The following is a 21152-nucleotide window of genomic DNA, read 5'->3' on the forward strand; positions in this document are numbered from 1 at the left end:
CCCGGCCCACCGCCCGCGTACGCGCCGATCCAGAGCACAAGGAGGTGCCCGGACCATGAACACCCACCGCATCCGCGTCGGCATCGACGTGGGCGGAACCTTCACCGACGCCGTGGCAGTGGACGCCACGACCCTCGACCTGCTCGGGCAGGTGAAGGTTCCCACCAGCCACCATCACGAGGACGGGGTCGCCCACGGCATCGTGGAAGCGCTCGACCGCCTGCTGGAACAGACCGGACATGCCCCTGAGGACGTCGCCTTCCTGGCCCACGGCACGACACAGGCTACCAACGCCCTGCTGGAGGGCGATGTCACCCCGGTCGGGATGCTCGGCATCGGCACCGGTGCCGGGTCCGCCTTCACCCGCCGCCTCGCCTCCCTCGCCAAGCTGGAACTGACGCCCGGCAAGCGGTTCCCACTGGTCTACGCCCATGTCTCCGACCCCGGGGACCGGGCCGCCGTCGAACGCGCCGTCGACGAGGTGGTGCGCGGCGGCGCCCAGGTCCTGGTCGCCACGGAGCCGTTCAGCGTCGACCGTCCCGAAGGGGAGGACGCCGTACGGGAGGTGGCGGCCGCACGCGGCCTGCCGGTGACCGCCGCGCACGACATCACCTCGCTCTACGGCATCCACAAGCGCAGCAGGACCGCCGCCGTCAACGCGGCCATCCTGCCGAAGATGTTCGCCACCGCCGACCTCGTGGACGCCTCCATCACCAAAGCCGGCGTCACCGCCCCGCTCATGGTGATGCGCTGCGACGGCGGCGTCATGTCGCTCGACGAGATGCGCCGCCGCCCGCTGCTGACCGTGCTCTCAGGACCCGCCGCCGGCGTCGCCGGGGCACTCATGCGGGAACGCGTCAGCGAAGGCGTCTTCCTGGAGACCGGTGGCACCTCCACCGACATCAGCGTGGTGCGCCGCGGCAAGGTCGCGGTGCGCCACGTGCCCCTCCTCGGGAAATCCTCCTACCTCTCCGCGCTCGACGTGCGCACCGTGGGCGTCGGCGGCGGCTCGATGATCCGGATGAGCGGCGGGAAGGTCACCACCGTCGGCCCGCGCAGCGCGCACATCGCCGGACTGCCCTACGCGTGCTTCGCCTCCGCCGACGACCTCGCGGGCGCCCGGCTCACCACCGTACGCCCGCTGCCCGAGGACGCCGACGACCACGTCGTGCTCGACGCCGCGGGCGGCCGCTACGCCCTCACCCTGACCTGCGCCGCCAACGCCCTGGGCCGGGTCCCCGAAGGTGACTTCGCGCACGCCGACCGCGCCGTCGCCCGTGCCGCCGTCGCCCCGCTGGCCGCGGCCCTCGGCACCGACGTCGACACGGCCGCGGGCCGGATCCTCGACGCCGGCGTCGCACAGATCAGGAGTGTCGTCGACAGCATGATCGACGAATACCGCCTCGACAAGGACACCGTCCTGCTCGTCGGCGGAGGCGGCGGCGCAGCCTCCGTCACCCCGCACCTCGCCGCCACGACCGGCCACGAGGGGCGCATCGCCGCCCACAGCGAGGTCATCAGCCCCATCGGGGTCGCCCTCGCCCTCGTACGCGAACAGATCGAACGGATCATCCCCGGCGCCGGCCAGGAGGACATCCTCGCGGTGCGCTCCGAGGCCGAACGGGCCGTTGTCGCCCAGGGCGCCGCCCCCTCCGCCGTCGAGGTGGAGGTCACCGTCGACCCGCAGACCAACACCGTACGCGCCGTCGCCACCGGCGCCACCGAACTGCGCACCCAGGACCGCGCCCACCGGGCCGACGACGCCGAACGCCTGCGACTGGCCGCCGAGAGCCTCAAGGTCCCCGAGAACCAGGTCGACGTCCTCGCGGGCACCCCCGCCTACACCGTCTACGGCACCGAACTGCGCCGCAGACTGCGCGGAGTACGCCACCCGGTGCGCGTCGTCGACGCCGACGGCGTGGTCCGGCTGCACGCCCTCGACGCCCGCGTGCACACCACCGTCGTCGGCTCCGCGCAGCAGACCCTCGCCACCCTCGTCGACGCCGCCACCGCCTACGGCGACGGTGGCGTCCGCGCCCCCGCGCTACGGCTGCTCATCGGCTCCCGCATCGCCGACCTCTCCGGCGTGCTCGACCCGCAGCCCCTGCTCGCGCTGGCCCGTACCGAGTTGGAGGGCCGCCCCGGCGACGAGCCCGTCGTCGCGATCGTGGAGGAGCGGATATGAGCCGCCCCACCGCCACCCGGACGGTCTCCGCTCTCGCCGCCGTCGACGACGTCGAGTACGGCGCGCGCTTCCTCGGCTCCCTCTCGCTGCACGAGGGCCGCGACCCCGGACTGCTGCGCCACTGGGCCGCGACCGCCGCCGAGTTCGGCGCCGCACTGGCCCCCGCCGGGACGCCCGCCCCGTCCCGGATCGTGGAGCGCGAAGGCGGCCTGGAGCGCGGGCTCCTCGCCCGCTACACCTCCAGGCCCCCCACCGTCGAGCTGTACACGGACTCCGTCGCCGCGGCGGAGCGCCTGGTGACCGCCCACGGCTGGCGGGAGTGGTTCCCGGCCGGCTCGGTCCGGGCCGCCGCCCTCGCCCACGAGGCGGTCCACGAACGGCTTCACCACGGCCCCGAGCGCACCGCGCTCAAAGAGGCCCTCGGCCACACCGCGCTGCGCCTCGGCCGCCTGCGGGTCCTCGCCCACGTCGCGGGCGCCGAGGAACTCGCCGCGCACGCCTACGCGCAATCCGTCTGCGGCCTGGGCCGCAGCCCGCTCCTGCTGTCCGCCGCCCTGGCCGCGTCAGCCGCACCGGCAAGAGAGAAGTAAGTCATGGGCATCGTCATCCTGATCATCATGGCGGCCGGTGTCGCCGCGATGCTCACCAAGAAGCTCCCCACCGCCTTCGCGCTCGTCCTGCTCGGCGTGGTCATCGCCTTCGTCTCGGGCGCCCCGGTCACCGGCGAGAACAGCGTCCTCGACACGGTCCTCCAAGAGGGCGCTCCCATGCTCGCCGCGACGATGATCGCGATCCTGCTGGGATCCTGGCTGGGGAAGCTGCTCGACGAGACCGGCATCGCCGGCACCCTCGTCCGCAAGATAGTCGAGTTCGGCGGCGACCGGCCCACGGTCGTCGCGCTCGGCGTGCTGATGGTCTCGACCCTCATCGGCACCGTGACCGGCTCCGCGCCCGCGGCGATGCTCGCCGGCATCATCGGCATCCCCGCCATGATCGCCGTCGGCATCCCCAAGGTGACCGCCGCGGGGACGATCCTCATGGGCATCGCCGCGGGGATACCCTTCGAGCTGCCGGTCTGGCAGTTCTTCTCCAGCGCCCTCGACATGCCGGTCCCCGAGGTGCGCGACTTCATGATCAAGCTCTTCCCGTTCGCGCTGCTCGCCGCCGTCGTGTTCGTCCTCGTCGAGTCCCGCAGGCGCGGGGTCGAACACGCCTGGGCCTTCCGCACCGAGGAGCCGCGGACCGCGGCCGGCAAGCGGCGCGCCCGCCTCGGCGACGCCCCGTGGTACGCGCTGCTCACCCCGGTCGTCCCGCTCGTACTGGCCCTCGGCTTCGAGATCGCGATCATCCCCTCGCTGCTCGCCGGGGTCCTCTACGCACTCGTGACGACCACCCGCCCACGCGACATGAACCGCCGGCTGCTGCGCACCCTGTACAACGGCTTCGAGGTGGCCGCCGCCCCCATCACGCTGTTCGTGGCCATCGGCATCCTGCTCGCCGCGGTCAAGCTCCCCGGCTCCGTGAACGCGCTCGAACCCCTCGTCAAAGCGGTCAGCCCGCAGAACCCGGTGCTGTTCGTCGTGGTCTTCACGGTGCTGGTGCCGCTGTGCCTGTACCGCGGGCCGCTCAACGTGTACGGCCTCGGCGCCGGCATCGCGGGCGTCCTCATCGCCGCCGGCATCTACCCGGCCGTCGCCGTGCTCGGCCTCACCGCCTCCTACAACCAGGTGTTCGGCGTCGCCGACCCCACCAGCACCCAGACCGTGTGGAGCGCGCAGTACGCGGGCGTCAACCCCCAGCAGGTGATGATCCGCACCCTGCCCTACGTCTGGTTCGTCGCCCTCAGCGGTTTCTGCGTCACCGCGGCCACCGCACTCTGACCAGCTCATCTCCGACACACACCCCTGCCGCATATCGGGACGGAGTACTCCATGCACGAGAACGAGACACACCAGCCCAGCCGCCGCATCCTCCTCAAGTCGGCCGCCGCGACCGCGGCGGCGCTCGCCGCCGGCTCCACGGCCGCCACGGCCTCCCCGGCGCTCGCCGCCCAGCCGGCCGCCGCCCCCGGCGGGTTCCCCGACTACCGCTACGTCAAAACCCTCCTGACGCCCGGACAGCTCAAGTACAACCCCACCGGCGAGATCATCTTCCCGTGCATCCGGGGCACCGCGGGACGACTGTCCGCGCCGCTCGGCCGCTACTACCTCTACTACGCGCCGCACGACGCGCCCGGCGGGATCTGCCTCGCGTACGGGGACCACATAGAAGGGCCCTTCACCGAGTACCCGCGCAACCCGATCGTCGCGAACGTCTGGCAGCCGCACTACTCCGTGAGCCATGTGTCCTCCCCGCACGTGATGTGGAACGAGACCGCCAAGGAGATGTGGCTCTACTTCCACGGCGAGAACACCACGACACGACTGGCCCGGTCCAAGGACGGCATCAACTTCACGTACGACAAGACGGTTCTCACCACGTCCATGCTGCCGGCGGGCACCACGGAGACCTCGTACGCCCGGGTCTTCCCGCACGAACTGCCCGCGAAGAACGCCCACTACGTGATGCTTTTCATGCTGAACAACAGGACCAACCACCGGGACATCCACTGGGGCTGGTCGGCCGACGGCCGCACCTGGACCTTCGACCAGAAGGCCCTCGTCAGCCACACCGACGTGTCGGCCGTCAACATCGGCGGCCCGCACCTGCTGACCCGCGACGGCAGCGCCTTCGTCGTCTACAACAAGGACAAGGCCAGCGGCGGCGACCTCATGATCACCGAGGTCGGGAAGGACTTCACGCTCCGCCGCCACCTCGGCCGCTTCTACGACTCCGCGAACGGCGCGCCCGACAACGGCCGCAGTGCCGCCCCCAGCTTCGGCACCGAAGGGGGAGTGCCCTACATGGTGTACGAGGCCGGTGAACGTCTCAAGGGCAGCATCGCGGTCGCCAGGGGCTGACCGCCGCGCGAGCCCTCCCGCACCGCGGCATTGCCGACGCCGGTGGGCCTTCCTCCTGGGTGAGCCGAAGGCCCACTCCCCGTCGGACGGGGGTGGCAAGGCGCTGGTCAGCCGTGGGTGCGGAGGGCGGGATGGCCGGTGCGGCGGGTGGGGCCTCCGGTGTACATCGCGTACGTGGCGCGCACGGCGTTGACCGGGGCCCCGGTGCGGATCCGGTGGACGAGGCCGGGGTCGGCGAGGAAGGGGTCGGCGAGGAAGGGACGGCCCGGCGCGACGCCGGCGCGTACACGTGGCAGCACGAGGGCCGGATGGTGCCACCGGCCGGGAGCGTACGGAGTGCTGCGAAACGGCGCGCCGCCAAGCCGCCGTTGAGTACACTCCGTGACTGTCCCGCCACCACGCGTGTGGTGGAAGCGATGGGGAAGTGGAGCGGTGCTGGTGACACCTCGGGCCGGATACAAGGTCGACAACCGCTACGTCCTGGAGGCGCTCATCGGCAGAGGGGGCATGGGCGTCGTCTGGCGGGCGTGGGACGAGATGCTGGAGCGTCTCGTCGCGGTCAAGTGCGCACGCCCGGATGACAACGGGGCCGCGAAACGGCTCAGGAGAGAAGCGCGGTTCGCTGCCCGGCTGCATCATGCGAACATCGTGCCCGTCTTCGACTACGTCGAGGAAGAGGCGGCCTGTTGGATCGTGATGGAGTTCGTGCCCGCGCGCAGCCTCGCGCAGACCGTGACCGAAGACGGACCGCTCACGCCCGAGGAAGCCGGGTCGGTCGGGTGCCAGATCGCGGCCGCGCTCGCGAAATCCCACGCCGAGGGCGTGGTGCACGGCGACGTGACGCCCGAGAACATCCTCGTCACCGACGAAGGCATCGCCCGGCTGATGGACTTCGGGATCGCGCGGGCGCTGTGGAGCGACGTCACGCAGACACCGACTGTGTCGGGGACGTTCCGCGGCAAGCCCAAGTACCTTGCGCCCGAGCTGGCGAGGGGGTGGCCGGCCGACGAGAAGGCCGACGTGTTCTCCCTGGGCGCAAGCCTGTTCGCGGCGGTCGAGGGGCGGTCGCCCTACGGGGAGGCCGCGAACCCCATCGCCTACCTGGCCCGAGCGATCGACGAACACATCGAGACCGCCGAGCGGGCCGGATCGCTCACCGCTCCGCTGGCCGCGTTACTGGAGGTGAACCCGCGACGCCGCCCCGACGCAGCCGAGGCGCACCGGCTGCTGACGCGGGCCGCACCGCCACCCCCTGATGTCCGGGCGAGGCTGCACGACGGCCGCACACTGCGGCTGGCTCCCCTCCCGCCGCGGGCCCTTTCCCTGTTGCGGTCCCTCGCGCTCCGGCTGCCGAGGCCGGTGCGCCGTCGCCGCCGTCCGCTGGCGGTGACACTGGGAACGGTGGCCCTGGTCACGGCGGTCACCACCGGTCTGCTCGTCGTCCGTGGCGGGGAGAGCGGCGGCGGAACGGGCTCGGCCGACGAGAAGGCCTCGGCGACCTCGGCCCCGGGAAACGCCGGCACCATCGGTGACCCTCGTGGCGCGGACCCCTGCAAGCTGCTCGACTCCGCCTCGCTGAGCCGCTTCGGCGACACGCGACTGGCCCCGGACTACGGGGAGTTCAACAGGTGCGACGTCCTGGTACGGAACGGCGGAGGTGACGATGTCGCCGATGCCCAGGTCTATCTCGACGCGGAACAGGCCGAGTTCGACAGCGCCTCACCCACCCGCAGGGTCGGCAACGTCACGGTCGCCGCGTTCCAGCGGGACGGGGATGCCTGCGTACGCGCCATCGCGACGGCCGACCGCAAACAGATTCAGGTCATCGGGAAACGGCTCGATTCCCCGGCACCCGACCCGTGCGAACTGGCCGACGCCACCACCGATCATGTGGTGAGCGTGCTGGACCATGCCGCGGTGCCCCGGCGTTCGACACCAATGGCCGCGACCTCGCTGGCCCGGATCGACGCCTGTGCGCTGCTCGACGCCGCCGCTCTCCGACGTGTCCCTGGCGTCGACGCGCGCAATCAGCGGCGTGGCTTCGGCTCCTGGAGCTGCGGATGGTCCAGCGACGACGGTGACAGCGAGGTCATGGTGGAGTACAGCCGGGACAACTCACTGGAGGACGAGGGCCGGCCGACGAACATCGCCGGGACGAGGGGCTACCTGTCGCCACAGGAGTCCAGCGACGACAGTTGTGTTGTACGGACCCCGCACCGGACGTACACGAACTCCGCCGGCCACCGCACCATTGAACTGCTCCATCTGACCGTGTACGCCCCTCGACCGGTGGATCAACTGTGCGACAGCGCCCAGGCCCTCGCGGCCACCGTCACGCGGAACATCGTGGAGCGACTGCCGGGGAAGTGACAGGGCCGAGCGGCGCGGCCGCACCGGCCTCGAACCGCCCGCCTCGACGATCCGCCCGATGCGCGAGCGCTGAACGGCGCGGGCCCGGGACACCGACCGGGAGCCGCGTCCGCCGAGGGGTGCCGGGCCGGCACACGACAGGCGGCGCCCGCGTGTCCGTGGTCGGGGCGCGCACGACGCGTCGGCCGGTGTGCGGCGCGGTGACGATGTGGGCCGGGACGAGGACGCGCTCGCGGCCGTTGCCGCCCCGGACCCACTACGCGGTGAAGTGGATCCGGGGCGGCTGCCCGCCCCTGCTCAGGTCAGCCTGCGGCAGAGCAGCGCGGCGGGACCCGCCGCACTGCCCAGGCGAGTGGTGAAGGCGATCCCGGCCGCGTACTCGCCGTCGGCGCACTGGCCTTTGTAGTCACGGACGGCGAAGTCGCCCCCTGCGGTATTGGCGGGCCGGTTGTCGGACCGGTCGAACCAAATCGTCCGCCCGGTGGTCCCCAGGGGCGAGAGCGCCGGGGCGCAGAGGGCCGCCGCCGTACGACCGCCGCGGTGCGCGTAGCCGATCAGGAACTCGTCGGCGGGACACTGCAGTTTGGTGTAGCCCGAGGCCCAGTCCCCGCCCTGCGGAACGTGACGTTCGTCGGTGACGACCGTGTGGGAACCCTGCGCGTCACGCAGGTCGCCCGCGGTGACATCGGTGCACAGCCCCCGGCCTGAGGTGTGGCCGAGGCCGATCAGGCGCAGCCCGTCGGGGCAGACGGCCTTGGAGGCTCCTGGCGCCCAGTCACCGGCGGCCCGGGTCCGCAGCGACTGGACGTGGTCGCCGTGGTCGGTGGTGAGCAGCCGATACGCGGGGGCCGCGGCGACGGGTCCGGTGACCGACGGCGAGGACATGAGGCGGTTCCAGCCGGTGTTGCGCCAGTCGGCTTGGTCGAGCAGACCGTACCGGCGTCCGTCCGGGGCGTAGCGGAGCAGGGACCAGTCGTCGTGGCCCTCCCAGCCGACCAGGGGCCAGTAGGCGAAGTTCGCGTCGTGGTCGGCGAAGTAGTCGGTGATGTTGCCGAACCAGGTGCGGGCCGCCGCTCCCGACTCGTTGGCGCCGGCGCCGAACTCGCTGATCCACACGGGAGCGGTGAAATGCCTGCCGCTCTCCTCGGCGACGAAGAAGGCCTCGTCGTGGAGCGTCCGGTACAACTCCTCGCGGGTGAGGTCCTGGTAGCGGGCGTCATGGGTCTCGCCGATACCGGTGGCTCCGCTGTGGTGGGAACCCGTGTAGCCGTAGAAGTGGGCGGAGTAGACCAGCTTGTCGGAGGCCACCAGGGTGTGGGACAGCGTGCGCACGGGGGTGAGCTGGGGGCGACCGTGCGGCAGTCCGTCGACGGGCAGGCCGGTCCAGTTGATCCCCTCGATGACGATCAGGAGGTCGGGGTTGGCCTCGGTGAGGATGCGGTCCGCGGCGAGTTGGGAGGCTGCGTACCAGTCGTGGTTGTCGCCCAGACCCCAGTTGGGATCGTCCAGTATGTCCCGGCGCACCTCGTTGTAGAGGTCGGCCCCCACGACCCGGGGGTCGGCGGCGTAACGGTGGGCCATGAACACCCAGTCGTCCGTCCAGCGCTGGGTCGACTGGTTGCTGTTCCAGCGTTCGTTGCCGTCGATGCCGCAGCACCACCGGGAGGTGTTGGTGTGGTTGTTGAGGACGACTGCGAAGTCCGCTCCGGTCAGCGCGGCAACGACGCTGTCGAAGACCTGCAGCGGTGTCCTGCCGCGGAGCTGCGGGTTGGCCGCTACGGCGGCGTCCGGCACCGGAACCGTGCTGTGGATCATCTCGTTGGAGAATGACAGCCTGATGCTGTTGATGCCGAGTTCGTGGAAGTCGGCCATCAGGTCGGGCAGTGTGACGCGGTCCAGGCCGAGGGGGATGCCGTGGGAGTTCTGCCCGGCGTGGTGGTTGGCGGGGTCACCGGTGCTGCCGCTGCCGGTCCACGACCCCTGCGCGCCGTCCCAGTTGGCCGATTTGAGCCGGAAGCGGGAGCCATGGGCGTCGACGATGTAGCGTCCGCGGGTCGACAGGGGCGGTTGCCAGGCGGCGTCCGCAGCGGCGGAGCGTGCGGTGGGAGTCGAGGGTTGTGGGGCGGCGGTGGCTGTGCCCGGAAGCGCGGGCAGCAGGAGTGCCACCGTAACTGTCAGGTACTTGACAAATCTGGAAGTCGGCATTCGGCCCTCTGTGGGTGAGCGTTGGCGCGCGAGGCCGTGCCCCGCGCAGCGGCTGGAAGTGGCCTTCGGCGGATGTTACCCACCGGTCGGTGAACGAACAGCTTCCATTTTCGGCCTCACTGGGGTCGGCTCTCGGCCGGTGAGGCGCAGGGGTGTGCGCGGCAACGTGGCGCGCGAGCCCGCGTGCGGGGGAGGGGTATCGGAGACGAGCGCGGCTCACGGGCCGTTCGATGCCGATCGGTCTCGGGGGCGGGCGCCGTGGACCGTGCCGATCTCCGCTCACCCTTCGATGACGCGTGCTCAGGGTTCAGCGGTACGGGACAACAGACACCGGGGCGGGCCCGGAGCTGCGGGCCCGCCCCGGTGGACGCTCACCGCGATCGAGTCCGCCCTGGCCTCCGCACGACGGCGCGGTTCGGCCGGGGCCGCCGGACGGATCGTCAGGGCCCGTCGTGGTCACTGTGGATGTGGTGGTGGGCCCACGGGTGCCGTAGCCGGATCCATACGTCCCTGGCCCGTCGGCCGGCCTCGGTCCGGCTGCGGGCGACCAGTTCCTGGGCTTGTTCCTCGTTCTCCACCATCGGGCCGGAGCCCTTCAGCGGCTTGCCCGCCGTCTCGTGCAGGAAGAAGGTGGCGATCAGCCCGACGACACCGGCCGCCATCAGGTAGTAGGCCGGGACCATGGTGCTGCCCGTCGCCTCGACCAGGCTGGAGACGATCAGCGGAGTGGTGCCGCCGAAGAGGGAGACGGAGATGTTGAAGGAGATCGACAGGGCCCCGTAACGCAGCCGGGTGGGAAAGAGCGCGGGCAGCGTCGAGGCGGACGTTCCGGCGAAACACACCAGCAGCAGGCCGAGGGTCAGACAGCCCAGGGCGGGTAGCAGGATGCCACCGGCCCTGATGAGCAGGATCGCGGGCGCGGCGAGCGCGATCAGTGCGATGCTGCCCGCCATGAACACGGGCCGGCGGCCCCAGCGGTCGGAGCTCCGGCCCACGGTGGTGATGGTGAGCGCCACCACGATCATGGTGCCCAGGACCAGCAGTTGGGCGGTGAGGGCGTCCTGGCCGAGGGTCTCGGTCATGAACGTGGGCAGGTAGGAGGTCACCATGTAGTTGGTGACGTTGTAGAGCAGCACCAGTCCCATGCAGATCAGGACGGCTTCCCAGTGCCGGGTGAAGATCTCCTTGAGCCGTCCCTTGCCGGACTGCCGGGCGTCCTCGGTGGGGTCCTCGGCGCCGGACCGCTGCTTCGCCTGCTCGGCCGCCTGCTGGAAGGCGGGGGTCTCCTCCAGCCGTAGCCGCATGTAGAGGCCGATCAGACCGAGCGGTCCGGCGACCAGGAAAGGCAGCCGCCAGCCCCACTGCACCATGCCGTCGTCCCCGAGGATCGCTGTCAGGAGGGTGACGATGCCGGAGCCGAGCGAGTAACCGACGAAAGTGCCGAAGTCGAGCCAGCTGCCGAGGAACCCGCGCCGTTTGTCGGGGGCGTATTCGGCGATGTAGGTGGTGGCCCCCGCGTACTCGCCGCCGGTGGAGAAGCCCTGGACCAGGCGGCAGAGGAGCAGGAGGAGGGGCGCGGCGAGGCCGAGGGTGGCATAGCCGGGCAGCAGTCCCACGGCGAAGGTGCTGATCGCCATCATGATCATGGTGGCGGCGAGCACCCGCTTACGGCCGATGCGGTCGCCGAGCGGCCCGAACACCAGCCCGCCCAGCGGGCGCACGAGGAAGGCCGCGGCGAAGGTGGCGAAGGTGGAGACCACCTGGGTGGCGGGGGAGCTCGACGGGAAGAAGACTTTGCCCAGCGTGCCCGCCAGATAGGCGTACACACCGAAGTCGAACCACTCCATGGTGTTGCCGAGTGCCGCCGCGGACACCGCCCTGCGGACCTCGGGAGGGTCGGTGACCGTCACGTCGTCGGCACTGAGGGGCTGTTTGCCCCGGCGCAGCAGGATTCGGAGCAGCCGGTCGGTGGCGGCGCTACCGGCCCCGCCCGGCCGCCCGCCCCGTGGGGGCGGCGGCGTCTTGCGGTGTCCAGTCCTCATGCCATCCCGTCCGCAGGGAACGTTCGTGGTGACGCATTATTCCCCCGCCGGTCCCTGCCCGCGGGGGACGACGGCGGGGACCGCGTGTCTCATGCGGTCCTGTTCCCTCGGGTGGCACCGGGGCGGATGGACGACGCGGGGGCTGACCTGCGCGACGTATCCGCCTTTCGGGTTCTGGTTCCCGCAGCCGACAGTGAGGAGTAGGCCCCATGAGCGACATATGGACCGGTGAGAAGGTACGGCTGCGAGGTGTCGAGCGCGACGACTGGGAGGGCTTTCGTGACCTGGCCCGGAACATCCTCGATGTCCGCAACGCCGGCCTGGTCGAGCCTCCCCGCTCCGCCGAGAGTTTCCGTTCCTGGACCGCTGAGCGGGCCGGGCGTCCGCCGGGGGGCGCGGCGTTCCGCCTGGTGGTCGAGGTGCTGGCCGACCGCTCGTTCGCGGGGTCCGTACCGGTCGGAGAGACCGACGTCCGCGCGGGGCGATTCAAGACGGGTGTCGAGATCATCAGCGATCGCCGCCGCATGGGATACGCGGCCGAGGCAACCGAGCTCCTCCTCACCTACATGTTCGCCGAACAGCGCTACAACAAGTGTGAGGTGGAGGTCTACGCCTTCAACGACGCCTCCCTCGCCCTCTACCGAAGACTGGGCTTCGCCGAGGAGGGACGGCTTCGCCAGCATGAATTCTTCGCCGGCGGCCACCAGGATGTTGTGCTGCTCGGCATCACCGCCGCCGAACACTGGGCCACACACCAGCGCCCATCCCTGCGGTGACCTTCGGGCCACCGTTCCCCGCGTACGGCGCACATCCACCACGCGGGGAACGGACTGTTGGGCGCGGGCTCCCGACGCCGCCCGCGCGACTGCTCAGGGAGCAGCGCGCGGACCCGGGATCCGGATCCTGTCCGTGCCCGAGGAGATCCGCCCGCCGCACTACCACGTGGCCTGGCCCCCCGCCTCTACGGCGACCTGGGGCAACGCTGGTTCCGCGTCCCCGGCGCGCGCATGTGAACGCCGATGGAGCCGGATCCGCAGGACGAGCCCTTGCGGTTCGAGTCCTTCGAGGGCTACCTGCCACGGCGGAACGTAGGCCTGCGCGGGGAACTGCCGGAAGGCGGTACGGATCCGGGGCGGCGGGTCGGCACCGCGCCCCCGGCGCGCAGTTCGCCGAGTCGGCCCGGCTTGCTGGGCGTGCCCGGGACTCACCCCCGTCGGAGAGTCACGTGGTCGAGTTCGCCGGTCCGCACGCGTGACGATTTCAGCTACGGGACAGGGACGGCGTTTCCCCGGTATCGATACCCGCTGGATTCGTCAGGATCGCGCTCGCGACAACCTCGAAGAGGCGATCGGCGCGTGGCGCGAGCGAGGGCTGATCGCCGAGCCACGCGAGCGCCGCGATCAGCGCGAACAGATCGGTGCCATCGATATCGCTCCGTGCTGTGCCCGCGGCCTGGGCACGGGTGAGGAGCCGCGCACCGGCCGCGCGCAGGGTGACGCACGAAGCGTGGAGCGCGGATCCGGTGTCCTCGATGGCGGCTGCCATCAGCACGGTCACGCCCCGGTACTCGGTCGTCCACGCGACGCAACCGCGTAGCCACGAAACGAGAGCGTTCTCGGGCGAGCTCGACGTTTCGAGTTCGGCTGCCTGTGCTGTCAGCTCGTCGAAGCTCGTGCGGAGCAGGGCATCGAGCAGTGCCTCGCGTGTCGGGAAGTGACGCAGCAGCGTCGCGAGCCCGACGTCGGCCCTTCGCGCGATGTCGCGCAGGGACACGTCGACGCCTTGCTCGGTGATGGCGGTGCCCGCAACGGCGAGCAGGTGGTCGCGGTTCTTCCTGGCATCGGCCCGCATCTGTCCCTCTTGACTATTCGGATCAGTGGTCCATATATTCGGATCAGTGGTCCGGTTAATGTGGACCACTGATCCGAATAAGCCTATCCCGCAGCGCGGGCTGGAGAAAACGATGCCGACACACACGATGAGGGCGGTCCGGCTCCATGAGCACGGCGGCCCTGAGGTTCTGCGTTACGACGAGGTGCCGGTTCCCGAACCGGGACCGGGTGAGGTGCTCGTTCGGGTGTACGCGGTCGGCGTCAATCCGCCGGACTGGTATCTGCGCGGCGGGCTGACCACCATGCCCGGGGAGACGGAATCGACGGTCGGCCTGCCGGTGACCCCGGGGACGGACGTGTCGGGCGTCGTCGAGGCCGTCGCCGCGGATGCGGAGGACTTCTCCGTCGGTGATGAAGTCTTCGGCCTTCTGCGTTTCCCCAGCTTCGACGGCAGGGCGTACGCCGAGTACGTGGCCGCGCCGGCGTCGGACCTCGCGCGCAAGCCGGCCGGCATCGATCATGTGCACGCCGCAGGGGCGCCCATGGCCGGGCTGACGGCGTGGCAGTTCCTGATCGAGGTCGGACACGATCACCCCTCGCCCTTCCAGGGGACACGGCACCGCCCGACGGCACTCGACGCCGACACGACGGTGCTCGTCAACGGCGCCGCGGGCGGCGTGGGGCACTTCGCGCTGCAACTGGCGAAGTGGAAGGGCGCACGTGTCATCGCGGTGGCATCGGGCGCACATGAATCGTTCCTCCGCGAGCTCGGCGCCGACCAGTTCATCGACTACACCAGGAGCCGTCCCGAGGAACTCGTACACGATGTCGACCTCGTTCTCGACACCGTCGGTGGCCCCGACAGCAGGCGCTTCCTGCGCACCCTCAAGCACGGCGGCGCCCAGTTCCCCGTGCTCCCCGGGGACTTCGACGAAGAGGAGACCGCGAAGCTGGGCGTCACGGTCTCGAGCGCTCAGGTCCGCTCGAACGGCGCGCAGCTCGCTCAACTGGGGCGCCTGCTCGACGCGGGCACGGTCCGCGTCGCGATCGACAGCACGTTTGCGCTCGCTGAGGCCCGGGCGGCGCACGAACGCGCCGCCCGAGGGCACATCCAGGGCAAGATCGTGCTCACGGTCGCTTAGGAACGAACCGTTTCACCGGCGCGTCCGGCGCCCGTCCGCGGGGCACCGGTAGCCATCGAGACGCCCGTACGGAGAGCCTTGGAACGCGTCGGGCGACCAGTCGGCCGCGATGCTCGCTGCGGCGAACCGGGCAGACCCGTGCGGTCGGCTCGGTTCGCCGCAGGAGATCGCCGAGGCGGTCGCATTCCTGATGCTTGGCGGAGCCGCGTAAATCGCCGGTCGGCACATCACCGGCACCGCCCTGGTTGTCGAGGACCACGCCGAGCCGGCCGGTCGCGTTGATCATGACGATCAGGGAGACCAGCGCGATGACCTGATCGTCGTCGTAGTGCTTGCGTACGCGGGCCCAGGTCTCGTCGGACACCCTCGTAGGCGTCGGTCGGGGAGCGCGGGAGTTGGGCAGGCCGGACATGCGACGACCACAGGCCCCGGGCGGCAGACTGTTCGCGTGACCTTGCGCCTGCTGCCCGGCGCCGGGCTCGGCCTCCCGGCGAACGCGGGTGTGCGGAGTGCACCGGACAGTTTCTCCGCCGGGCAGAACGCGTCGTGCGCGGTGCGCTGACCAGTGACGAGGTGGTCGGTCACGGAGTTGTTGCCGCACGTGTTCGTACCGACCTGTTCGTACCGACCTGATGGGCGACGTGTCCGCCCTGGCCGACGGTGACCATCCTGGCCCGTTCCCCCAACGCCTGCCGCATCCGCTGAGCGCCCGGCAGAGGCGTCATCCTGCTCCGGCGTCAGGTCGCAGGTCAGCGGCGGGCTCTCACCGATACCCCGTGGATCGAACCCGATCACGTCATAGCTGTCCAGGATCCCCTCTCTGTATCGCCCAACGCGATCGCCCGCAACGCCGGCGGCAGCGCGGCCACGATATAGGCGAAGGCCCAGAACGGGTTCGCCCGGATCGCGCCCGGCGTGCGCCGCACCAGCCGGATCGCGTCGGCGGCACTGCGCGAGTCGTCCCGTACCAGCGTCAGGTCTCCCGCCTCGATCGCGGCGTCCGTACCCGTACCCGTCCCCCAGATCGGCCTGGGTGAGGGCGGCGCCGTTGACACCGTCGCCCACCAAGCCCACGGCCAGGCCCTCCGCCCGGAGCTTCCCGACTGCCTCGGCCACCTCCGCAACGGCGCCGGGCCAGCGCCGTTGCGGGGCGGTCAGACCATGGGAATCAGGACGGCGGGAAGATCACCGGCCTGGACGGCTTCCTGGTCGATGGACAGGCCGCAGTAATTGCCGACGGCTGTGAACACCGCTACGGGCAGCCGGGGACCGCGCTCCTCGTAGTACGCCACCACGGCGGCTTCACCCACCTCCACGAGGGACGGGGACACCGCGTCGGCCGTGTGGAGCGCCGCGTCCAGGGCGGAGTCCTGCCCGGTGTCCTGCCCGAACTCGGCCTGCCAGGCGCGCCCGTCACCCGGCGCATGGATGATCCTCTGCGGCGGGCTCCACGAGTTCATCGTCACGCAGACGATCTCCTCGTCCGGTGCGGGCCGCATCGACTCCACCGTTCGGTAGCCGGTGGCCCAGGTCGCCGTGCCCCAGTCCTCCAGTACGTATACCCAGTCGCCGCACGTCCCGTACATCGCGCGATTCACGTGAGGCGACCGCTCGCCCCTTCGCCTCGCCGGCACGACGAGGCCCTTGCAGGGGGTACGGCCGGCGAGCTCGTCGAGGTCGGCGCCCAGCGCGATGAGGAACTCGTCCCTGTCGACGCCGCGGGCGCAGGTGAGCGATATCCCTCCGAGCATGCCGGACAGGGCGGCTGAACCACCTGTGGTGCTGTGTGCGCCTATCCAGGCGAATCCGTCACTCATACGGGTTCCTCCGGATCCGGGTTACGTCGTGACGACAAGAGGCCCACGAGGACTCAGTTTCTCGTGGGGCCTTCACGTCTGCTGTGTCGGGGCAGGCGTCCTGCGCCCACGGCCCCTTCGGCAACAGGGGCACCGGCCGCGCCACGGCGGGCGACGTCCACGAGGGCCACTCCACACCGTCAGCCTGCGTCCGCCGGCCTCCGGCCGCGCGCCGGCGTACCGGGAGGCGGAACGGGCCCCGAAGTCCTCGCGACACCGAGTGGGACGGACCGGCCCGCCGGCCGGCCGCGAGACCGGGGCCGGGGGGTTGCACCGGGTGGTGGCTGAACCGGGTGATGGCTGAACCGTTGGCCGCAGGGTGCGTCCAGCAGGGGACCGGAGGCACTGCCGAAGGTGTGAACCCCTCATATCGCCGATCAGCCGTTCGTCCAGGTCACACCCCCTGGGCAAGCCCTCCTCCGTCGCCGACACCTCCCTTCCGCGCGGTTACCGCGGGAAGAGGCGCGTGTCATCGGCCGGGGCCGGCGGTCGGTGCTGCTGGTGCAGCTCGGTGATCACGGTGGTCCAGTCCTCACCCGCCCGCGTTCGCCGCAGTGCGGCGACCTTCGCGCGGCCGGGCAGCTCGCCGAAGCGTTGGCCGCTCGACGAGCGCCCCGGCTGGTCGTGTCGACGGACCGGAGCGGCCTTGCGACCAGCCCTCCCCCCGGTGCGTTCCGGCACCTCGTACCAGAGCAGGGGCTCACTGGGGTCGGTGGTCGACCCACACGGGCTCGATCGGCGGGCCGACGTCGGCGAGCACGGCCCGGAGACCTGGCGGCAATCCGCGTACCGACGCGCACGCGGGTCTCCCGCTCCGGGATGGGCCGGGATGTCGAACGCCGAAGCGCGCCGGGTTCGCGGAATCCTGGAGGGCCCGGCGGGGCGAACCCACACGCGGACGCGAGCCGTCCGTCCCTGTGCAGGTTCTCGCGGCGAAAAATGGGTTGAAGCTGAAGATCGCGACGCGGATGCTTGCACGGTGAAGATGCACGCCAATCAGTTGACGGTGCCGCCCGAGACGGTGCGTACGTTGGTAGATCAGCAGTTTCCCGAGTGGCGGAGCCTGCCGGTCAGGAGCGTCACTGCCCAGGGCACGGCCAACGCCATCTTCCGCATCGGAGATCGGTTCGCAGCGCGATTCCCCCTTGAGTCCGCAGACGTCGAGTCGACGCTGCGCCGGCTGGAGTCGGAAGCGGAAGCGGCTCGCGAGTTGGCATGCCGCACACGGTTTCCCACACCCGAGCCCGTCGTGCTGGGTGAACCCGGGGCAGGCTACCCGCTTCCGTGGTCGGTTCAGACGTGGTTGCCCGGGGACGTGGCCACCGACGAGGACCCGGGCGAATCGGTTGAGTTCGCCCGAGACGTGGCGGCTCTCATCGCTGACCTACGGCAGATCGACACGCGTGGCCGCACGTTCGCTGGTACAGGCCGAGGAGGCGACCTGCGATCCCATGACGCATGGATGGAGACCTGTTTCAGGAACAGCGAGCAACTCCTGGATGTTCGTCGACTGCGCCACCTCTGGGCAACTTCGCGTAGCCTGCCGCGCGGTGCGGCTGAGGATGTGATGACCCATGGTGATCTCATCCCTGGCAACGTGCTCGTATCCGCCGGTCGGTTGGCGGGGATTCTTGATGTTGGCGGCTTCGGGCCGGCCGACCCTTCTCTGGATCTCGTGAGCGCGTGGCATGTGCTCGAAGCCGGGCCGCGGCAGGTTCTCCGCGATCACCTGAGGTGCGACGGCCTTGAATGGGAGCGGGGCAGGGCGTGGGCTTTCGTCCAAGCGATGGGGCTGGTCTGGTACTACGCCGAAAGCAACCCGCCCATGAGTCGGATGGGCCGACGATCCCTGGAACGCATCCTGGCCGACACGTCGCTCGCGTGACCTGCCCGCGCAGCCGGTCGTGGAACTCCTGGATCAGCGCGTTCTCGCGCCTGCGGCGGAAGAAGGCATGGACCTGGTCCCACGGCGGGAAGCCGGCCGGCAGCGCCCGCCACTTGACGCCGTTGTCCACCGAGTAGCGGATCGCGTCCAGCATCTGCCGGTGACCGTACCCCTCCGGCCGGCCGCCGCGGCCTTGCAGCCGGCCCGGCACCGGGAGCGGCGGCCGGGCCTGAGCCCACCCGGCCTCCGTCATGTCCGACGGATACCGCCGCTCACGCTCCGCGTGGTCGCCGGCGTTGCCGTACTGGTGGGCGAGGCATCGGCACGACGAGCCGCTTGAGTTGAACTCCGCCCGGGAGGACGCGTACAGCTGCGGCAACAGGGCCTCACAGGACTCGGATGGATCCGCACCTACCGAGCTACCAGGAGGCCCTGCTTCCATGCCCGGCCCCGGCCGCGATCACCCGATAGAGACTCCCGTTCGACGAACACGCCTCAGGACAACAGCTTCATACACGTCCGCCGTCAAACAGCGATGAGTCTCGTCATGACGTCCCGTCTACCTCCACGTACCGCTCAACCACACCCGAGGAGAGCATCATGACCGCCACCTACACCTTTGACGTCTTTTCCACCCTCGACGGCTACGGCCGCACCAGCAGTCGCGACTGGGGCGGCTACTGGGGCAAGCAAGGCCCCGAACTGCTCGACCGCCGCCTCTCCCTGTACGAGGCCGAGCAGCGGATGGTCTTCGGGGCAAACACCTATCGGACGTTCGCGCAGGTACTGACCCCGGCCTTCGAAGAGTCAGGGCGTGACCCATGGGTCACCCGGATGATGAACCTGCCTGCGACGGTGGTGTCGACCACCCTGGATGGACCTCTCGACCGGCCGGACACGACCGTCGTGAGCGGTGATGCCGTCGACGTCGTCGCCCGGCTCAAGGAGGAGTCCGAGGTGCCGTTGCGCTCGCACGGCAGCATGTCGCTGAACCGGGCGCTGATGGCCGCCGGCCTGGTCGACCGCGTCCAGGTGACACTCTTCCCTGTGATCACCGGTCAGACCGGTGATCACCCGATCTTCCGAGGTGCGGCCGACTTCGACCTCGAACTGCTCGACAGCCGGACACTCGACGGCAGCATCCAAGAACTTGTCTACCGGCCCACCCTGCACGGCTGAAGTCATCCGCGCACCTCACCTGCATGCCTGAAGCCGTCCGCGTACCTCACCAGGCCGGGACGAGTATTCGACTCCCACCCAACGAGATCGATAGAGCAACAGGCTCTGAAACTGCCGGCCGCCGAACCTCCTCTCCGTGGAACAGTGGCCGACCGTCGCGCCGGTGCTCGCGGGGCACACCGCCGTGGGGTCATCCCCGCGCGGGCGGGGAAAACGCTCAGGAGTTCGAGGACCCGGCGGAGTCCGTTTCAGTGTCCGGCTGCTGATTGTCCCGGTCGCCCAGCAGCAGGGCGATTCCGCACAGGCAGCCGAACAGCCAGCTCAGCAACGCCCCCGTTCCCCAATGGAGACCCGATGTCACGACGACGGCGACGGCCGACGCCGTGATTCCGGCGACGCCGGCACGCCGCAGGCCGCTGCCGGTATCCCATTCACGGCGCAGTACGCCGGAGCGCCGCCACATCCTCCACAGGAAGACAACGACGAATATCGCTTCCACCACGACGAACCAGGCGGGCACCGAGGGCAGCCTGTCCGGCCCCGTCTCGCCTCGCCACACGTCCAGAAGCCCGTTGACCAGTACGACCGGACCGACCAGGGCGAACACCCCTGCCACCACGCGAGAGAAACCGACGCCCACGACTGACGCGCCGCCACCGCCGAACGGCGTAGCCGCGTGGGACAGCGCGTGCAAACGATAGGCCGCTCCCCTGAAATCCGTTGCGACAGTCCAGCCAACGGCTGTTGCGAACACCCCCCAGGCCACCGAGAACACGCGCCACCCCTTTCACCGGGCATCCGCTCCCGCGGGTGCCAACACTGGATATGCGACGCACGGTATACGGGCAACACACGCCTTCGACATGCAGGTTTCCGGCAAGGTACGGCTTCACCAGATGCCGGATGCCCTCCTCGCCCGCCCAGAACACACGCCTCGCCCGCCCGAAACACACGCCCGACCAACGCCTTGGGCCCTCGACGAGCCGGCTCAGCGGCCAGGTGTCACCGTGCCGCACAGGTGCAGTCAGCGGCCGACCGGTCTTTGCGGCGCGCAGAACAGGTGGATTCACGGGACCAGTTGGGTGATGTGGGAGGTCTCCCAGTTCCGGGGGCCGGTGTTGGAGCCGACCGGGTTGGAGTACCAGCCCGTGTGACCGCCGTCGGGCATCACGACGATGACCGGCTTGCCCGTGGTCCAGTCACGGATACCCAGGCGGTCGAGGTGACGAAGTCCGGGGCCGTGCCGCCGCCGTGGAGCACGTAGAGGACCGGGTAGGCGCGGCCGCTGGTGGCGTGGCCGTCGGGAAGCTGGACCTCGGCGGCGGGGCGCCAGCCGATCGCGCCGGTCTGGAACCGGTAGTACTTCATGCGGGGGATCGTTCTCGTTGTGCTCCACGGTGTGCAGCCCGAAGCCGTCGCCTACGGCGCCACGCGCGCCGTCGGATCGAGCCGTGCGCCTGGCTGCTCCCCCGTGTCGGAACAGCCTTGCGGGATAA

General features: G+C 70.5%; 16 protein-coding genes and 4 pseudogenes. 9 read left to right on the top strand and 11 right to left on the bottom strand.

Going from position 1 to position 21152, the window contains the following annotated elements; translation table 11 throughout:
- The first annotated feature begins 55 nt into the window (after window positions 1–55).
- From ACFXPL_RS11290 to ACFXPL_RS11305, 4 genes are read left to right on the top strand one after another with little or no spacing between them, the layout of a single operon-like run.
- Window positions 56–2185, top strand: coding sequence for a hydantoinase/oxoprolinase family protein (locus tag ACFXPL_RS11290; protein ID WP_384916137.1), 2130 nt, complete (start codon window positions 56–58; stop codon window positions 2183–2185).
- Window positions 2182–2775 carry a hypothetical protein gene (locus ACFXPL_RS11295; RefSeq protein ID WP_384916140.1) on the top strand — a complete coding sequence of 198 codons (594 nt, stop codon included), beginning with the start codon at window positions 2182–2184 and terminating at the stop codon, window positions 2773–2775. Before ACFXPL_RS11290 ends, ACFXPL_RS11295 begins: the two co-directional genes overlap by 4 nt.
- Before the next feature lie 3 nt (window positions 2776–2778).
- Window positions 2779–4065, top strand: a complete 1287-nt coding sequence (locus ACFXPL_RS11300; RefSeq protein ID WP_384916143.1) for a TRAP transporter large permease subunit — start codon at window positions 2779–2781, stop codon at window positions 4063–4065.
- A 51-nt stretch (window positions 4066–4116) separates the two neighbouring features.
- Window positions 4117–5145 (top strand): hypothetical protein, encoded by a 1029-nt coding sequence (locus ACFXPL_RS11305; RefSeq protein WP_384916146.1) that lies wholly within the window; start codon window positions 4117–4119, stop codon window positions 5143–5145.
- A gap of 107 nt (window positions 5146–5252) precedes the next feature.
- Here the strand turns inward: ACFXPL_RS11305 and ACFXPL_RS11310 are convergent, their stop codons facing one another.
- Window positions 5253–5444, bottom strand: a complete 192-nt coding sequence (locus tag ACFXPL_RS11310) for a hypothetical protein (RefSeq protein ID WP_384916149.1) — start codon at window positions 5442–5444, stop codon at window positions 5253–5255.
- A gap of 133 nt (window positions 5445–5577) precedes the next feature.
- On the opposite strand from ACFXPL_RS11310, the gene ACFXPL_RS11315 reads away from it, so the two are divergent.
- Window positions 5578–7515, top strand: a complete 1938-nt coding sequence (locus ACFXPL_RS11315; RefSeq protein WP_384916151.1) for a serine/threonine-protein kinase — start codon at window positions 5578–5580, stop codon at window positions 7513–7515.
- Window positions 7516–7812: 297 nt separating this feature from the next.
- Here ACFXPL_RS11315 and ACFXPL_RS11320 read toward each other — a convergent pair whose 3' ends face one another.
- A complete protein-coding gene (locus ACFXPL_RS11320; RefSeq protein WP_384916154.1) occupies window positions 7813–9720 on the bottom strand; it encodes a glycoside hydrolase family 5 protein in 1908 nt (635 codons plus the stop codon).
- Window positions 9721–10160: 440 nt separating this feature from the next.
- Entirely contained in the window at window positions 10161–11762 is a 1602-nt protein-coding gene (gene proP, locus ACFXPL_RS11325; protein ID WP_384916157.1) for a glycine betaine/L-proline transporter ProP, read from the bottom strand.
- Between the two features lie 209 nt (window positions 11763–11971).
- Between proP and ACFXPL_RS11330 the strand changes: the two genes are divergently transcribed.
- Window positions 11972–12538: a GNAT family N-acetyltransferase gene (locus ACFXPL_RS11330; protein WP_384916160.1), complete on the top strand. Its 567-nt coding sequence runs from the start codon at window positions 11972–11974 to the stop codon at window positions 12536–12538.
- A 484-nt stretch (window positions 12539–13022) separates the two neighbouring features.
- Here ACFXPL_RS11330 and ACFXPL_RS11335 read toward each other — a convergent pair whose 3' ends face one another.
- The gene (locus tag ACFXPL_RS11335) at window positions 13023–13613 is read right to left on the bottom strand and encodes a TetR/AcrR family transcriptional regulator (RefSeq protein WP_384916163.1); all 591 of its coding nucleotides are present in this window, start codon (window positions 13611–13613) and stop codon (window positions 13023–13025) included.
- Between the two features lie 112 nt (window positions 13614–13725).
- On the opposite strand from ACFXPL_RS11335, the gene ACFXPL_RS11340 reads away from it, so the two are divergent.
- The gene (locus tag ACFXPL_RS11340; RefSeq protein ID WP_384916167.1) at window positions 13726–14736 is read left to right on the top strand and encodes an NADP-dependent oxidoreductase; all 1011 of its coding nucleotides are present in this window, start codon (window positions 13726–13728) and stop codon (window positions 14734–14736) included.
- A gap of 232 nt (window positions 14737–14968) precedes the next feature.
- On the opposite strand, the pseudogene ACFXPL_RS11345 reads toward ACFXPL_RS11340, so the two are convergent.
- The 4 genes and pseudogenes from ACFXPL_RS11345 to ACFXPL_RS11360 form a co-directional block, all read right to left on the bottom strand.
- Window positions 14969–15100, bottom strand: a pseudogene (locus tag ACFXPL_RS11345) (carboxymuconolactone decarboxylase family protein); the annotation flags it as partial.
- A gap of 217 nt (window positions 15101–15317) precedes the next feature.
- Window positions 15318–15461, bottom strand: coding sequence for an alpha/beta hydrolase (locus ACFXPL_RS11350; RefSeq protein WP_384916170.1), 144 nt, complete (start codon window positions 15459–15461; stop codon window positions 15318–15320).
- Between the two features lie 123 nt (window positions 15462–15584).
- Window positions 15585–15834: pseudogene (locus ACFXPL_RS11355) on the bottom strand (heavy metal translocating P-type ATPase); the annotation flags it as partial.
- A 56-nt stretch (window positions 15835–15890) separates the two neighbouring features.
- The gene (locus ACFXPL_RS11360) at window positions 15891–16553 is read right to left on the bottom strand and encodes a hypothetical protein (RefSeq protein WP_384916173.1); all 663 of its coding nucleotides are present in this window, start codon (window positions 16551–16553) and stop codon (window positions 15891–15893) included.
- Between the two features lie 1018 nt (window positions 16554–17571).
- Here ACFXPL_RS11360 and ACFXPL_RS11365 point away from each other — a divergent pair.
- Window positions 17572–18477, top strand: coding sequence for an aminoglycoside phosphotransferase family protein (locus ACFXPL_RS11365; protein WP_384916176.1), 906 nt, complete (start codon window positions 17572–17574; stop codon window positions 18475–18477).
- A 79-nt stretch (window positions 18478–18556) separates the two neighbouring features.
- Here the strand turns inward: ACFXPL_RS11365 and ACFXPL_RS11370 are convergent.
- Window positions 18557–18919, bottom strand: a pseudogene (locus ACFXPL_RS11370) (transposase); the annotation flags it as partial.
- A 158-nt stretch (window positions 18920–19077) separates the two neighbouring features.
- On the opposite strand from ACFXPL_RS11370, the gene ACFXPL_RS11375 reads away from it, so the two are divergent.
- Entirely contained in the window at window positions 19078–19656 is a 579-nt protein-coding gene (locus ACFXPL_RS11375) for a dihydrofolate reductase family protein (protein WP_384916179.1), read from the top strand.
- Between the two features lie 217 nt (window positions 19657–19873).
- Here the strand turns inward: ACFXPL_RS11375 and ACFXPL_RS11380 are convergent, their stop codons facing one another.
- Together ACFXPL_RS11380 and ACFXPL_RS11385 are read right to left on the bottom strand one after the other, a co-directional pair.
- Window positions 19874–20431 carry a hypothetical protein gene (locus ACFXPL_RS11380; protein ID WP_384916182.1) on the bottom strand — a complete coding sequence of 186 codons (558 nt, stop codon included), beginning with the start codon at window positions 20429–20431 and terminating at the stop codon, window positions 19874–19876.
- A 294-nt stretch (window positions 20432–20725) separates the two neighbouring features.
- Window positions 20726–21139, bottom strand: a pseudogene (locus tag ACFXPL_RS11385) (alpha/beta hydrolase-fold protein); the annotation flags it as partial.
- Between the last annotated feature and the right edge of the window lie 13 nt (window positions 21140–21152).

It is taken from the genome of Streptomyces sp. NPDC059092 (assembly GCF_042756365.1).
Lineage (GTDB): Bacteria > Actinomycetota > Actinomycetes > Streptomycetales > Streptomycetaceae > Streptomyces.